This is a genomic window from Enterobacter sp. FUJ80071 (assembly GCF_038739915.1).
Taxonomy (GTDB): Bacteria; Pseudomonadota; Gammaproteobacteria; order Enterobacterales; family Enterobacteriaceae; genus Enterobacter; species Enterobacter kobei.
On sequence record NZ_JBBXKH010000001.1, the window covers coordinates 1,409,644 to 1,424,790 of the forward strand.

Genomic DNA, 15,147 nt, shown 5'->3' on the forward strand with positions numbered 1-15,147 from the left:
CTTTTCGTTATATCTCCCTGAAAACTACACCTGTGATGGTCGGGGCGGTTCGGAGTTTTTATGTCTTTTGATTCCCTTGGCCTGAACCCGGAAATTCTGCGTGCCATCGCAGAGCAGGGCTACGTTGAGCCAACCCCCATCCAGCAGCAGGCGATCCCCGCCGTTCTTCAGGGGCGTGACCTGATGGCCAGCGCCCAGACCGGCACCGGTAAAACCGCGGGCTTTACGCTGCCGCTGTTAGAGCTGCTGGTAAAAAACCAGCCGCACGCCAAAGGCCGTCGTCCGGTTCGTGCGCTGATCCTGACCCCAACCCGTGAGCTGGCGGCGCAGATTGGTGAGAATGTGCGTGACTACAGCCGCTATCTCAACATTCGCTCGCTGGTCGTTTTCGGTGGCGTCAGCATCAACCCACAGATGATGAAGCTGCGCGGCGGCGTGGACGTGCTGGTGGCAACGCCGGGCCGTCTGCTGGATCTCGAACACCAGAACGCGGTGAAGCTCGATCAGATTGAAATTCTGGTGCTGGACGAAGCCGACCGCATGCTCGACATGGGCTTTATCCACGACATTCGCCGCGTGCTGGCCAAGCTGCCTGCGCGTCGTCAGAACCTGCTGTTCTCTGCCACCTTCTCCGACGAGATCAAGGCGCTGGCAGAAAAGCTGCTGCATAACCCGCTGGAAGTGGAAGTGGCGCGTCGCAACACCGCCTCTGAGCAGGTGACGCAGCACGTTCACTTTGTTGATAAAAAGCGTAAGCGGGAGCTGCTCTCCCAGATGATCGGCCAGGGTAACTGGCAGCAGGTGCTGGTCTTTACCCGCACCAAGCACGGTGCGAACCACCTGGCGGAACAGCTCAATAAAGACGGTATCCGCAGTGCCGCCATCCACGGTAACAAGAGCCAGGGTGCGCGTACCCGTGCGCTGGCGGACTTCAAATCTGGCGACATCCGCGTGCTGGTGGCAACCGACATCGCCGCGCGTGGTCTGGACATTGAAGAGCTGCCGCACGTAGTAAACTACGAGCTGCCCAACGTCCCGGAAGATTACGTTCACCGTATCGGTCGTACCGGCCGCGCGGCGGCAACCGGTGAAGCGCTCTCTCTGGTCTGCGTCGATGAACACAAGCTGCTGCGCGACATCGAACGTCTGCTGAAGAAAGAGATCCCACGCATCGAAACCCCGGGCTACGAGGTGGATCCGTCCATTAAGGCGGAGCCGATTCAGAACGGTCGCCAGGGCGGCGGTCGTGGTCAGGGCGGCGGTGGTCGCGGTCAGCAGCCGCGTCGTGCTGAAGGCGGCGCGCCGAAATCATCCGGCAAACCCCCGCGTCGCAACAACGACAGCAAACCGGCCGGCGAAAGTCCGTGGCGCAGCGGTGAAGGGAAACCGGCAGGGGAAGGGCAGCGTCGACGCCGCCCGCGTAAACCTGCTAACCCGCAGTAATCTGGAAGCCCGGTCGTAAAGCCGGGCTTTTCTTTTTGCGGCAGCGAAGAGAAAGTGCCACAATGGTGGCTGTTTATACAGTATTTCAGGTTTTTCGATGGCTTTAACCGCGGCGCTGAAAGCGCAAATTGGCGCATGGTACAAGGCGCTACAACAGCAGATCCCCGACTTTATCCCCCGAGCGCCGCAGCGGCAGATGATTGCTGACGTGGCAAAAACGCTTGCCGGGGACGACGGGCGACATCTGGCGATTGAAGCGCCGACCGGCGTCGGGAAAACCCTGTCATATCTCATTCCCGGTATTGCCATCGCGCGGGAAGAGGACAAAACGCTGGTGGTCAGCACCGCCAACGTGGCCCTGCAGGATCAGATTTTCAGCAAAGATTTGCCGCTGCTGCGCAAAATCATCCCCGACCTGCGCTTTACCGCCGCCTTTGGGCGCGGGCGCTACGTGTGCCCACGTAACCTGGCGGCGCTCGCCAGCAGCGAGCCGAATCAACAGGATCTGCTCGCGTTTCTTGATGACGAGCTGACGCCGAACAATAAGGCCGAGCAGGAGCAGTGTGCAAAACTCAAAGCCGAACTCGACGGCTATAAGTGGGACGGCCTGCGGGATCACACCAGCCAGGCCATCAGCGACGACTTATGGCGCAGGCTCAGCACTGACAAAGCCAGCTGCCTGAACCGCAACTGTCACTACTACCGCGAGTGCCCGTTCTTTGTTGCCCGGCGTGAGATTCAGGAGGCGGAGGTGGTTGTCGCCAACCACGCGCTGGTGATGGCCGCGCTGGAGAGTGAGGCGGTGCTACCGGAGCCCAAAAATCTGCTGCTGGTGCTCGACGAAGGCCACCATCTGCCCGACGTGGCTCGGGACGCGCTGGAGATGAGCGCCGAGATCACCGCGCCCTGGTTCCGCCTGCAGCTGGATCTGTTCTGCAAGCTGGTGGCAACCTGCATGGAGCAGTTCCGCCCGAAAACCACGCCGCCGCTGGCGGTGCCGGAACGGCTAAGCGAGCATTGTGAAGAGGTTTACGGCCTGATCTCCTCGCTCAATAACATCCTCAACCTTTATCTTCCCGCAGCCCAGGAGGCGGAACATCGCTTTGCGATGGGCGAACTGCCGGAAGAGGTGATGGAAATTTGTCAGCAGCTGGCAAAGCACCTTGAAAAGCTGCGCGGGCTGGCGGAGATGTTCTTAAACGATCTGAGCGAGAAAACCGGCACGCATGACGTGGTGCGTCTGCACCGTATTCTGCTACAGATGAACCGCGCGCTGGGCATGTTCGAAGCGCAGAGCAAACTCTGGCGGCTGGCCTCAATGGCGCAGGCATCAGGCGCGCCGGTCACCAAATGGGCCACCCGCGACGTGCGGGACGGGCAGGTGCATCTCTACTTCCACTGCGTGGGCATCCGCGTGGCCGATCAGCTGGAAAAGCTGATCTGGCGCAGCGTGCCGCACGTGGTGGTGACCTCTGCCACGCTGCGTTCTCTGAACAGTTTTTCTCGTTTGCAGGAGATGAGCGGGCTAAAAGAAAAAGCGGGTGACCGCTTTGTGGCGCTGGACTCGCCGTTTAACCACTGCGAGCAGGGCAAGCTGGTCATTCCGCGCATGACGTTTGAGCCGCTGATCGACAACGAAGAACAGCACATTGCGGAAATGGCGGCCTATTTCCGCGAACAGGTCGAGAGTAAAAAATACCCTGGCATGCTGGTGTTATTCGCCAGTGGACGCGCCATGCAGCGTTTTCTGGAGCACGTCACCGATCTGCGTTTACTCCTGCTGGTGCAGGGTGACCAGCCACGTTACAGGCTGGTGGAAACCCACCGTAAACGCATTGATAACGGCGAGCGTAGCGTGCTGGTGGGATTGCAGTCTTTCGCGGAAGGTCTTGACCTGAAAGGCGACTACCTGACGCAGGTCCACATTCATAAAATTGCCTTCCCCCCCATCGACAGCCCGGTGGTGATCACCGAGGGCGAATGGCTGAAAAGCCTTAACCGCTATCCGTTTGAGGTGCAGAGCCTGCCTGCGGCATCGTTTAACCTGATTCAGCAGGTGGGGCGTTTGATTCGAAGCCACGGCTGCTGGGGCGAAGTGGTGATCTACGATAAACGTCTGCTGACCAAAAATTATGGACAGCGGCTGCTCAACGCGCTACCGGTCTTCCCGATTGAACAGCCGTCAGTACCGGAGATAAAAAAACGCCCGGCAAAACAGGCTGCCGGGCGTCGAAAAAGCATCCGTGCTAAGGGGCGCGGTCCTACTGGTAAGTGAAGGTCACCTGAACGACGCTGCTGAACGTGCCTGCGGTAACAGGCATAGCGGTGGCGTAATAGCGTGCGGCCAGCGGGAAGGTGGCGGTATGGTCGTTCTGGTCAATCAGCGCGTTAAAGCTGGCCTGCGGTGCGATGAGTATATGGTCCTGGCTGTCCGCCAGCTCCAGCGCCAGCCCCTTCGCGCTGCCCGTGTTGGCAAACTTGGTTGGGTGCGTGGCATCAGCCTGACCGTAAAAGAAGGCGGTCGCCAGGGCGAGGGATTTCGGACAATGCGTCACCTTCAGGCTGAAGGTTTTCCACGCGCCGGTATCCCCCACGTCATGGAATTCACTGGAAGCCGCCTGGCCTAAATCAACGGTTAAATCCTTGCTGGCGCTGTCCACGAGGCAGGTGTTGGCATAAATGTTACCGACCATTTGCAGCTGAATATCGTCAGCCCGGGCCAGAAAGGTGAGCGTGCTGGCCAGCGCGGCCAGCACAAAGAGACGTTTCTTCATTTTCATCACTTATAGGCCAGAGTAATGGTGGCGACGGCGTTCGCCGGGCCAGGGGTGACTTCATCTGCCACCTGCAAATAGTTCAGCTTGACCGGGATATCCATCGTCTGGTTGGCATAGGCCAGGGTTTCAGTTGGGGTGTAGGTATCGAACGTTGCCAGCTCGTTGTCGATCACCATTTCAATCCCGACCCCCGTTGCCACGCCATCCTCCGGCGTGAGCTTAAGCACCCCCTGATAACCGGGTACGTAGCCGTCGCTGCTGGTGACCTTAAATTCCGGCTGAACGGTGGAGTTACAGTTCACCGTGATGTTGAACTCCTTCGCGGGCATCGCCAGCGTGCCGACCATATTGAAATCGCTGACCGGGAAATCGCCCATGTTGACGGTCAGGCTTTTTGGCAGTACGGAGCAGGTGACGTTTTCAAGGTTTACGTTACCGGCATAGCTAACATTGTTGGGTGAACCGATACCTTCGTGACCAAAAACGCCAATGCCAAAAACGGTCTGGCTTTGATTTAGCGTACCGGATTCTACCGCGGTATCCGTTTTTACCAGCTCCAGCGTGACGTTAAAATCGAACGTCTGGTTGCCGTCAGTTGAGACATAGCCAATTGGCGTGCCGCGGGAGTCACAGGTGACCCCGCCCGCACCGCTGATGCGCTGACCTTTGTCATTCATCAGCGCAATACCAACCCCCTTCACGCCGGATTCATAGACTCCGGAAAGGCCGGGAATTTCCGTGCCGTAGCCGTAGTAGCAGGAGACGATCTCCAGACCCTTATCTGCAGCACTATCGCAGTGGCCCGCGACGTGTACCGTCTGTTCGGTGCCGGGGATGGTCGCGCCGACGGGAAGCGTGGTGGAGACGGAAACCGTGGACAGGTTAATGGTCTTTGGCATATCCGGCGACGTACAGGTGGCTTTTGCATGCGGCATAAACAGCGATGCGGTTGCCAGTATGAGTAAGAAAAAGCATTGTTTTACAAGCTGCATAGGTGAACCTGCTCGGTTGATTACTGACACTGCGCGGCAGCGTTAATAATGTCTGTTTTCTCTTTTTCATCCGTGAGCGTGTATTCCGCAACGCAGTGGTCGCTGGCTTCCTGTCCCCATGAGACGGAAAGCTTGCCGCGATCGGGCATTCCGGAAAGATAGGTTTGGCCATCAGTGCCGACGATAAATTCGCTGTCCTTATCCTCGGTGGTAACCGTTGCGCCGAAGGGCAGCGGCTTCCCGTTGTGCGTCAGCGTCATCAGGACGCGATGACCCACGCGGGTATTGAAGCTTGCCCGCACCACCGCACCGCGGGTTGGCGTGACGATCTGCGAAGCGTGCGTCACGTCAGCCTCGTCAGGCAGCGTTTCGGTATCCAGCGAAATCGTGTTGTGGCGATAGGCGGTGACAAAGGGCACCACGGTATAGCCGCGGAAGTCAGTTTCCACGCCCGTCTGGTTGGCGATGTGCGTGCCGCTGGCTCCGGGCGCTTTCACCAGCGCGATGGTCTCGCCCAGCGGCTGGCTCAGCGTCAGGCCGTTAGCGTGGGCTATCATGCCCCCCTGCAGACCGACGTTGGTGGTCCGCTGGTATTTGTCCTGGCTGAAACCGCCGCTCACTTCCCCATAGGTGGCTTTATAATCGGCGTTCAGACTGGTAGAGGTACCGTTCTCTGATGAGTCATAGCCTTCCTGCACGTTCCAGTTAAGGTTGTTCTCCTCCAGCGCCGTCCCGTTCAGGCCCAGCGTGTGCGTGGTGCCGTCTTTATTGTTATTCATGTTGTAGGAGGCCCAGGTGTTGCTCATCCAGCGATCCAGCGGTACCGACACGCTCAGCGCGAACAGGTTATCGTTACTGACCGAATCGCCTTCGTCATCACGGCTGTTGGTGTTTTTGTTGAGGCTATAGCTCATGCTGTAGGTGATTCCCTTCCAGCTGTTGTTATAGCTGACGCTCATCGAGGTCATGTCCTGACCCTGGTTCCAGTAGGTCTCTTTGACCAGGCTCAGCGTAAACGATCCCCAGCCTTCGCCGAGGGTTTGATCGATGGTGGCCTCGGTACGCGCGCGGCGCTGCTGCGGTGCTGACCAGTCATCGGCGCGGGTATAGGATTCCATGGTGTCTTCGAGGGTGTAAAACCCTTTACTGTTGTAGCGATAGCCAGCCAGAGCGAAGTTTGTGCCCGTACCCGCGAAATCTTTGCTGTAGCGCAGACGCCAGGATTGCCCCTTGCTGGCCTGCTGTTTTTTGAGCAGCGCTTTGGCGCGCGTCACGTCGACAGAAAACGCGCCAAGATCGCCAAAGTTTTTACCGGTGCCCAGCGCCTGTGACTGATAATGGCTGCTTTGCTGCACGCCACCGTAGGCGGTGAATCCGTACGGCAGGCCATAAATGACACTCCCCTGAGCGAAGGGCGTTTTTTCCACGTCTTTGTCATAAGAGCGGTAGCGCCCGGCAGTGACGCTGTATTTCAGATGCTTTTCGCGCTGGAGGACCGGTACGGAGGCGTAGGGCACCACAAAGTGACGTTCGCTGCCGTCCGTCTCTTTCACGGTGACCTGGAGATCGCCGCTGCTGCCGGTGGGATACAGGTCATTGATTTCAAATGCACCCGGCGCAACGGTATTTTGATAAATCACGTAGCCGTTCTGACGTACCACCACCAGCGCATTACTGTGGGCCGTGCCGCGGATGATCGGGGCATAGCCTTTTTCGCTGTCCGGCAGCATATCGTTGTCGGAGTTCAGCTGCGCGCCGGTATACGGAACGCTGTCAAATACGTCTGCCGGGGAGCTGCTTTGGCCTACGGTCAGATCGCTTTTTAACGCCACGATATCGCGCTGGGCATAGGTGTAGACCGAGTTAAAGGATTGCTCTTCTTCGTGACCGCTGGTGCTGCGACTCCAGGTGGAATAGTTGCGCAGGCGCCACGCGCCGACGTTCATGCCCGGACGCAGGTTAACGTACTGGCTGCTGTTGTCCTGCATGCCCTGCTGACGGGCGTGGCTCTGGCTGGCGCTGGCGCTGTAGTTGAGGATGCCCGCCGTGATCCCCTCATCAAATTCTGTTGGGTCAATATAGCCACGGGGAACCTGACCGAGCGCGGACTGCGGAATGCTCAACACAAGCTGCTGGTTGCTGACGCGAAATGTCGCCGTCGCCGCCGGTATGGCGTGCAAATCCGCGCATGAGCCTTTCACGGCAAGCTGAGGATAGTCGTCAGTTTTAATACCCAGGCTTTTTAAATCGGACAGAGTAAAGCAGGGCTGAAGGGAATTTTCTCCATTATCCTGCTTTTGCAATATAAAGGTCACGTCGCGGGTATCAATTTTATTATTATTGATAAAGATCGTGACCTGATATTTCCCTGGCGCCTGTCCCGGGCCTTTTTCATAAATGGAGAGATCGGTTTTTCCCTGCTGTGGATTATCCACATCCAACAACGCTGGATTAAAATAATCATCCGCCCGCGTTTGCTGCGAAAAACCCACGGCTGCTAACCCGCATAGCAGGGTCAGCAGCGTAAGCATCCGATAAACGGAAGGCAATTGCCTTCTTGGGGTTGAAGAATAGGTAATCATAAGGTGCGTTATTGGGTACGGTATTAATGCACGGATGCAGAGAGCGTTTTGCTGATGCTGCCGTAATCAGTAATAATTGACCAGGACACGGTTGAACCGCCGGTATGTGCAGGCAACGCAAAATGGGTTTCGGTTTTTGGTACGGCCCAGGTCGCTTTATCGACCTTATGACCGTTAAGGGTGACCGACTGGAAATTCATATAAAACGGCGTCGGGTTGTTAACCACTAAATCATTGCCCTCGCGGTGCCACTCAAGCTGATCCGCTACCGCTTCCGGTTTACCCTTGACGGAGGCCGGGCGGTACATCAGCTTAATGCGCGTGTTAACCGCAATTTGCAGGGTATTGACCCCTGCCACCTTTTTTGAGGAGGGGATGGCTTTTATATTCAGCCAGAACATCGACTCGCGATCTTCAGGCAAATTTCCGCCGGTACGTACGACGCGCAGAACGTTTTCCTGCTTCGCATCAAGACGAAACAGTGGCGGCGTAATCAGAAAGGGGGCTTTGGCCAGGTCTTTACCGCCAGAATCCGCCCAGGATTGCACCAGATAATCCGTTGCATCTGGGTTTGAAATACCGATAGAGGATTCCTTTTTGCCTCCCTGGTAGACCAGGCGCGTGCCGTTAATAATAACGCCTGCATGTGCCGTTGCAGCTACCAGTAAAAGGGTGCTGAGTAAATAACCGTGACGCATAGTTTTTTCTCAAAATAAGACGGGACTATCTCTTTCTTGCAAAAGGAAATAGTCCCTGGTGAGCAATATCAGTTATAAATAACCGTGAATGTTGAAACAGAGTTTGCCGGGCCAGCGGTAATAGCCGCACCAGTTTGAATATAACGCGCGGCAAACTGCAGATCGTTTACTGCGGTGCCGGAGGCCAGCGGATACTCTTTTGACGGAGTATATAAACTGACGGGCTGTTCAGAAGAGTCGATCAGCTGAATGGCTACGCCGGTTGCGGCATCTGCATCGGGGGTTAACGCCAGGGTGCTGTTGTTATTTGCATCCGGGGTTCCACCGAAGTTGATTGCCGCCGCCGTAACGGTTTCCGGGCAGTTTTTTAACTCAATATCAAACTTCGTGGCGGTGCTGGTGGAGCCGGCACCGGTAAAGACCGTCTTGGAGACTTTGCCTAATGTCACGTTCAACGGGTTACTTAAACCATTCACAACCTGACAGGCGGAATCGATGATTTCGCCCGTAAAGTTGATCTGTCCTTCACCGTCTGTTGCTGCAAAAGCGGATGCCGAGCAGCCAATCACCGACGCGATAAAAAGACCTAACGCAATCTTGTTCATAATAGTTCCTGGTGTGTGGGTAAAAACGTGCCTAAGGTTTTTGCCCGTTGTCCTCAATGATTTCCGTTCGTTATTTAATCAAAGAATGGATGGATAAGAATCTTCTATAGGCATCACAAATAATTGAATCAGTGCTTGCATAATTTTTTTCTTCGGCAAAACAGATGGCTCTGGCGGTGGGGATAAAAAGCTACCGGGCAGGTTTCATCGGGGATATAGTGTTAACAAGGTGACGTTTTCAGGAGAGATACCGTGGATTATCGTAAAATTATCAAAGAGGTAGGGCGTGGAAAAAACCATGCCCGCGACCTGGATCATGAGACTGCGCGTGCGCTTTACACCCGTATGCTCAACGGTGAGGTTCCCGATCTCGAACTCGGCGGCATTCTTATCGCCCTGCGCATTAAGGGAGAAGGTGAAGCGGAGATGCGCGGCTTTTATGAGGCGATGCAGGCGCAAACGCTGCGTCTGACGCCACCGGTGGCAAAACCGATGCCGATCGTCATTCCCAGCTATAACGGCGCGCGCAAGCAGGCCAACCTGACGCCGCTGCTGGCTATTCTGTTACATAAGCTGGGTTTTCCGGTGGTGGTGCATGGGGTGAGTGAAGACCCGACCCGCGTGCTGACAGAAACGATTTTTGAACTGCTGGGGATCGAACCCACCCTCCACGCCGGGCAGGCGCAGGCGAAGCTCGATAGCCATCAGCCGGTCTATATTCCCGTTAAGGCGCTCTGCCCGCCGCTGGAAAAGCAGCTCGCAATGCGCTGGCGAATGGGCGTGCGTAACAGCGCGCATACGCTGGCGAAGCTGGCCACGCCATTTGCCGAAAATGCCGCGCTGCGCCTTTCCAGCGTTTCGCACCCGGAATACGTGGGGCGCGTGGGGAAATTCTTTGAAGAGATTGGCGGCAACGCGTTGCTGATGCATGGGACGGAAGGCGAGGTGTACGCTAATCCGCAGCGCTGCCCGCAAATAATGCTGATCGACGCGGCTGGGACGCGTATCGCGCTTGAACGTGGGGAAGAGAACAGCGGCGTTATTCTGCCGGAGGCGAAAGATCCCTACATCACCGCGAAGTGGATTGAACAGTGCCTTGCCGGAAATGTGCCGGTGCCGCAGTCCATCAGGTTACAGATGGCCTGCTGCCTGCTGGCGACCGGGGAAGTTGACACGGTCGAGGCTGGCATGAAACGGGTTGAGGCGGCATTTTAGGCAAAAAAAAGCCCGTCCAGTGGCGGACGGGCAAGCAAGGGTAACAAACAACAGGGTCAATGAGGGTTGGAGCAGCTCACCAGAGGGTTTGGTGAGGGTACAGCATTCATTCAGGCGATTATTTGTAGATAACCGCAGTACCGCTCAGCTTGTTGTTGGTGTTAGCGGAGGTGATGGTGTATCCGCTTGCACCGGCAGCAGCCGCTTTCTCAGCCAGTTTGGCTTCCAGACCGTCCAGCGTGGTCGCGCCTTCTGCACTCACCACACCGATTTTATTCATGCTCTGCGCCTGAGTAGATGAAACAGGCTCTACAGCGAATGCGCCGAAAGACAGAGCGGACAGGGCAACAGCAGCAACAGCATATTTGATGGTTTTCATAATTAATCTCTCGCAGGTTATTCTGTTAATGGGACGATGTTCCGTCGATGTGATAAGTATCACGTTTTTTCTGCAGAGATAAAATCGAAGAGAATTGACGTGGTTAATCAAAAAAATTGAATGACAAATAACTTATTGATTATTAATAAATTCAAATTACGGCTTTACACTTCTTGTTGATACGCTTTACAGAAGAAAGATGAATGGCACATTTTGCTACGCGGTTCGCTAAAAAGCGTGAGCGTAAAGGTAAGCATTCGGGCGGTTAACTTAGGTAAAGGAAAGTCAGCGTAACTGGCTGTCTTTCGATCCTCTGCGATTATATCCCGAATGTGAAGCATTTTTCGAATCTTTATCCTGCTGGCAGGTTATGCATAACCTTACTCCTGGAATGGCTTTTTGCCGCGCCTCAGGAATGGGCTCTCCACACTCTTCGCATTCCGTTAAACTTTCGCCGCGCGGAATTTCGCCGCGAGCGCGCGCAACCGCATCTTCAATCGTACTGTTGATCTGTTCGTTCACGGCATCATCATTTGCCCAACCGGAAGCCATCTTGCCCTCCTGATATCGGTTTAAGCCATAGCGTTAATATGGGGTTAAAAAATGCACAATCAAGGTGAGAGGGGAGACAAACTGCATCTGGCAGGCAGATGCAGTCGAGTGAAAGGAAACACGTTATTTATAGATAGTCGCTGTGCCGTACATATGGTTATCTCCACCTGCGGAGTTCACCACGAAGCCTTTAGCGCCTTCCTGGCGAGCTTTTTCAGCCAGTTTATCCTGAAGATCGTCAAGGTTGCTTGCGCGGCTTACCGAGACGGTACCGGCCGGGCGCAGCTGGCTGGTGTCCGTGCTTTGGGTCAGGGACTGAACGGCCATAGCGGAGAAAGAGGCGCTCGCCAGGGTACCGGCGAGAAGAGCAAGGGTTAGATACTTTTTCATAATCACATCCTCATGAGGAAACAACAGGTGATTCCCTATAAGTTTAGAAGCCTGACGAGTGTGATTTAGCGCAAATATTTGATGATGATCTGCTTATTTTTTGAACGATAAAAGCTGACAATCCGCTGACAGATCATAGACATAAAGGTGTTTGATTTATGGCGGTTTTTTAAGGGTTGCAGAGAAAGATTTACCGTAGAGCCAGCACAAGGTATCTTACGCCGCTGTTTAAAGGAGAATGCCATGACTTCCCAAAAGCCGGGATTGCACCCACGAAATCGCCATCGCAGCCGCTACGACATGAACGCACTGTGCCAGAGTTGTCCGGCGCTGCAGGACTATATTGTCGAGACCCCCGCGGGTGAACCGTCGGTTAACTTTGCCGATCCGCTGGCGGTGAAAACCCTGAACAAGGCGCTGCTGGCGCATTTTTACGGTGTGGCGCACTGGGATATCCCGGAAGGCTTTCTCTGTCCTCCTGTTCCGGGCCGTGCTGATTACGTTCATCACCTTGCCGATCTTCTCGCCGACGATCGTGACGGCGCGATCCCCCAGCAGGCTTCCGTCCTGGATATTGGTACCGGGGCAAACCTGATTTACCCCCTGATTGGCGTGCATGAGTACCACTGGCGCTTTACCGGGAGCGAAATCGGTGCCGAGGCGTTTGCCAGCGCGCAGGCGATAATCAGCGCTAACGCTGGCCTGAGTCGTTCCATTCGTCTGCGTCGCCAGAAGGAGGCGACGTCAATCTTCAACGGCATCATTCACAAAAACGAAAGCTATGACGCCACGATGTGTAATCCGCCATTCCATGATTCGGCGGCAGCGGCCCGTGCAGGCAGCGAGCGCAAACGCCGCAACCTGGGGCAGGCCGAAGATGCCGCGCTGAACTTTGGTGGGCAGCAGCAGGAGCTGTGGTGCGAGGGCGGTGAAGTCGCCTTCATCCTGCGGATGATTGCTGAAAGCAAACAGTTTGGTCGCCAGGTGAAATGGTTTACCACGCTGGTTTCCCGCGGAGATAACCTGCCGCCACTCTACCGGGCCCTCACCGAAGCAGGCGCGGTGAAAGTGGTGAAAAAAGAGATGGCGCAGGGCCAGAAGCAGAGCCGCTTTATTGCCTGGTCGTTTATGGATGACAACAAACGCCGCAAATAAGGTGTCCCGCAGGCCGGGTCAGGCGAAGCCGCCACCCGGCAACACGGCTACAATGTCGGCTCCTGCGGAGGTGGCATCGATGCCGGTGAAGGCAACACCTGATACGTCTGCACCGGCATCCGCACGTTTGCCAGATCAAAGTGTTTTTTCACCATGCTGTCGAGCGCAAAGCGCACCGTCCACTGCTTCAGCGGCTGGGTGGTGAACGACACGCGAAGCGTAAATGCCGTATTCGTCAGCCCGACAATCCCGGCAAATGACGGCTCGCCAATTACCAGGCCGCGAATATCCTCCATCTGCATTAACTCTTCAACGGCGTCCCGCAGCGCCTGCTTCGCTTTGTCCGCATCCTCATGACGATCCACATCGTAGTTCGCCACAACGGAGCCAATGCCGCGCACAAAGTTGGCGAAGGTGGTGATCGATGACCACGGAATAATGTGGTATGCCCCGGTATCCTGACGCACGCCCACCGAACGAATCGACATCCGCTCGACCGTGCCGGTCAGCGGCCCGATGGTTACCAGATCGCCGGTGTTCATTCCGTTCTCAAACTGGATAAAAATGCCGGTAATAATATCCTTCACCAGCGTTTGTGACCCGAAGGAGATCGCCAGTCCCAGCGCACCGGCACCTGCCAGCAGCGGAGCGATGTTTACGCCGATTTCCGACAGCACAATCATGATGGTGATGGTACTGATGATCACCGCCAGCGCATTGCGGAACAGGGTCAACAGCGTGCGCGCACGGGCGCTGGGGAGCGGTCTGCCGTGAATATCGGACACCAGACGGTTCTCGATAAGGCTCGCCAGCAGCGTCCAGCCAACGGCGGAGAAAAACAGAATCAGTGCGATACGAATTAAAATATCAACGGTCTTCTCACCTGCGCCGTTATGCAGCCAGTTCCAGAAATCAAACAGGTTCCACGCATTCAGCAGCAGCATAATCGCCACGCAGACGGTCAGAATGCGCGCCACTTTGAGGGAGACTGACATCCAGCCGTTCACGCGTTTTTGCAGTTCCGGATAATTACGCTGTACGTGCGGGGACAGGGTGATGGTTTTCGAAATCCAGCGCGACAACAGCCCCGACACAAATGCCGCGATGCCGATAATCGCCAGGCTTTTGAACGTCGCCCCCATCATAAATTTCAGGCTATTACCCGGGTCGAACAGCGAGAAGAAGCACAGCACGATGAAGTAAGCGCTTGCCAGCCAGTGCCACACCAGCGCGAAGGCGCGAATGAAGAGGCTGAAGAACGACAAAGAACGATCGGCCAGATGCAGCAGACTCTCCGTGATCGCCTTTTTATTGTGGAAGATGAGGTACAGCGACCAGACGGTAATACAGAGCATGATCAACACGTTCGCCAGCGCGCCAAACTGCACGTTGACCTGGTTGGAGATGATCGGCACCGCGACCAGCAGGCCGTAGCCAATCAGGCCGCTGAGCACGCTGAGCCGCACGGCCCAGTATTTCGCACTGTCGTTACCGATCGTAAACGGGCGGAGTTCAGGCACGCGCGGGCAAAAGATGACGCGCAGTACCGCTTTAAAAAATTCGATGAGCGCAAACGCATTCAGAAAGAGCGCCTGCTGGAAGGCAATGGTTTTGTTGCCCGTATTGAGACGGTCCGCCAGCACCTGACCCACAAACAGCGTCAACGCCAGCAGCAGTAAATCAATAATAAAGGCTCCGGCGATCATGGCGGGGAGGTGCAGCCAGCTGTTTTTATGCTGGTTCTTTTTTCGGCCCCAGTAGCCCATCTTGCGGTACAGCGGCCAGGCACAGAGGCGTACCAGCCAGTAAAAAAGAAATACCGCGCCCGCCAGCATCAAAAACTGGGTGGCGGCGGCGCTAAAGGTTTGCGGGTTAAATGCCTTATGCGGTGATCCCATCAGGTTGCGAAAGAGCTGGGCAAAGCGTGTGGAGAGCGCTTCACCAAAGCGTCGGCTCACGTCGGTGACGTTTTCCAGCACGGTTTTTTGTTCCTCTACCTGCGGCGGGGTGAGGGTAGGAACGGTCTCCTTTGGCGGCGTGGCGGCGGCTTTACGCAGCTGATCGATTAACTCTTTTCGGGAGGCATCGTTTTCAAGCACGTCGGCAAGTGCGCCGTAAGCCGCTTTTTTTTGTTCAACATCCGGTTCCGGGGGCGGCGTACTTTGCTGGGACGCGGTCGTTCCGGTGGTCATGCCGGGGATCGCCACGGCGAGGGATGGCGCACTAAACAGGCTTATCAACAGCAGCAGGAACCACGGCACGGCGTCCTCCGACAAAATATCGTGCAAAATGATAAGTATAGAGGGCGCGGGGAGGAGGAGAGTTTTTGGGAACAATCTGGCGTAAAAAAGCCGGGCAA

13 protein-coding genes are annotated in these 15,147 nt (G+C 55.9%); 4 read left to right on the forward strand and 9 right to left on the reverse strand.

Going from position 1 to position 15,147, the window contains the following annotated elements:
- Positions 1 to 60 precede the first annotated feature (60 nt).
- Together rhlE and dinG are read left to right on the forward strand one after the other, a co-directional pair.
- On the forward strand, positions 61 to 1,443 hold the full coding sequence (rhlE, locus tag AAER43_RS06765; RefSeq protein ID WP_023332460.1) for an ATP-dependent RNA helicase RhlE: 1,383 nt from the start codon (positions 61 to 63) through the stop codon (positions 1,441 to 1,443).
- Positions 1,444 to 1,540: 97 nt separating this feature from the next.
- Positions 1,541 to 3,718 carry an ATP-dependent DNA helicase DinG gene (gene dinG / locus AAER43_RS06770; protein ID WP_023332461.1) on the forward strand — a complete coding sequence of 726 codons (2,178 nt, stop codon included), beginning with the start codon at positions 1,541 to 1,543 and terminating at the stop codon, positions 3,716 to 3,718.
- On the opposite strand, the gene AAER43_RS06775 is transcribed toward dinG, so the two are convergent.
- From AAER43_RS06775 to AAER43_RS06795, 5 genes are all read right to left on the reverse strand, one after another.
- Entirely contained in the window at positions 3,705 to 4,217 is a 513-nt protein-coding gene (locus AAER43_RS06775; RefSeq protein WP_041163089.1) for a fimbrial protein, read from the reverse strand. The genes dinG and AAER43_RS06775 overlap by 14 nt on opposite strands.
- 5 nt (positions 4,218 to 4,222) lie before the next feature.
- A complete protein-coding gene (locus AAER43_RS06780; protein ID WP_047343493.1) occupies positions 4,223 to 5,212 on the reverse strand; it encodes a fimbrial protein in 990 nt (329 codons plus the stop codon).
- A 20-nt stretch (positions 5,213 to 5,232) separates the two neighbouring features.
- The gene (locus AAER43_RS06785) at positions 5,233 to 7,794 is read right to left on the reverse strand and encodes a fimbria/pilus outer membrane usher protein (protein ID WP_080361033.1); all 2,562 of its coding nucleotides are present in this window, start codon (positions 7,792 to 7,794) and stop codon (positions 5,233 to 5,235) included.
- A 23-nt stretch (positions 7,795 to 7,817) separates the two neighbouring features.
- On the reverse strand, positions 7,818 to 8,492 hold the full coding sequence (locus tag AAER43_RS06790; RefSeq protein WP_023332465.1) for a molecular chaperone: 675 nt from the start codon (positions 8,490 to 8,492) through the stop codon (positions 7,818 to 7,820).
- Between the two features lie 68 nt (positions 8,493 to 8,560).
- Positions 8,561 to 9,097 carry a fimbrial protein gene (locus tag AAER43_RS06795; protein WP_014883100.1) on the reverse strand — a complete coding sequence of 179 codons (537 nt, stop codon included), beginning with the start codon at positions 9,095 to 9,097 and terminating at the stop codon, positions 8,561 to 8,563.
- A 252-nt stretch (positions 9,098 to 9,349) separates the two neighbouring features.
- On the opposite strand from AAER43_RS06795, the gene ybiB reads away from it, so the two are divergent.
- Complete coding sequence (ybiB, locus tag AAER43_RS06800; protein ID WP_014883101.1) at positions 9,350 to 10,312, forward strand: DNA-binding protein YbiB; 963 nt, start codon at positions 9,350 to 9,352, stop codon at positions 10,310 to 10,312.
- Positions 10,313 to 10,430: 118 nt separating this feature from the next.
- On the opposite strand, the gene ybiJ is transcribed toward ybiB, so the two are convergent.
- The 3 genes from ybiJ to mcbA form a co-directional block, all read right to left on the reverse strand.
- A complete protein-coding gene (gene ybiJ, locus AAER43_RS06805) occupies positions 10,431 to 10,691 on the reverse strand; it encodes a DUF1471 family protein YbiJ (protein ID WP_014883102.1) in 261 nt (86 codons plus the stop codon).
- A 285-nt stretch (positions 10,692 to 10,976) separates the two neighbouring features.
- The gene (locus AAER43_RS06810; protein ID WP_014883103.1) at positions 10,977 to 11,243 is read right to left on the reverse strand and encodes a DksA/TraR family C4-type zinc finger protein; all 267 of its coding nucleotides are present in this window, start codon (positions 11,241 to 11,243) and stop codon (positions 10,977 to 10,979) included.
- Positions 11,244 to 11,366: 123 nt separating this feature from the next.
- Positions 11,367 to 11,633: a DUF1471 family periplasmic protein McbA gene (gene mcbA, locus AAER43_RS06815; protein ID WP_014883104.1), complete on the reverse strand. Its 267-nt coding sequence runs from the start codon at positions 11,631 to 11,633 to the stop codon at positions 11,367 to 11,369.
- Between the two features lie 243 nt (positions 11,634 to 11,876).
- Between mcbA and rlmF the strand changes: the two genes are divergently transcribed.
- Positions 11,877 to 12,788: a 23S rRNA (adenine(1618)-N(6))-methyltransferase RlmF gene (rlmF, locus tag AAER43_RS06820; protein WP_014883105.1), complete on the forward strand. Its 912-nt coding sequence runs from the start codon at positions 11,877 to 11,879 to the stop codon at positions 12,786 to 12,788.
- Positions 12,789 to 12,835: 47 nt separating this feature from the next.
- Here rlmF and ybiO read toward each other — a convergent pair whose 3' ends face one another.
- Positions 12,836 to 15,049, reverse strand: a complete 2,214-nt coding sequence (gene ybiO / locus AAER43_RS06825) for a mechanosensitive channel protein (protein ID WP_050861560.1) — start codon at positions 15,047 to 15,049, stop codon at positions 12,836 to 12,838.
- Between the last annotated feature and the right edge of the window lie 98 nt (positions 15,050 to 15,147).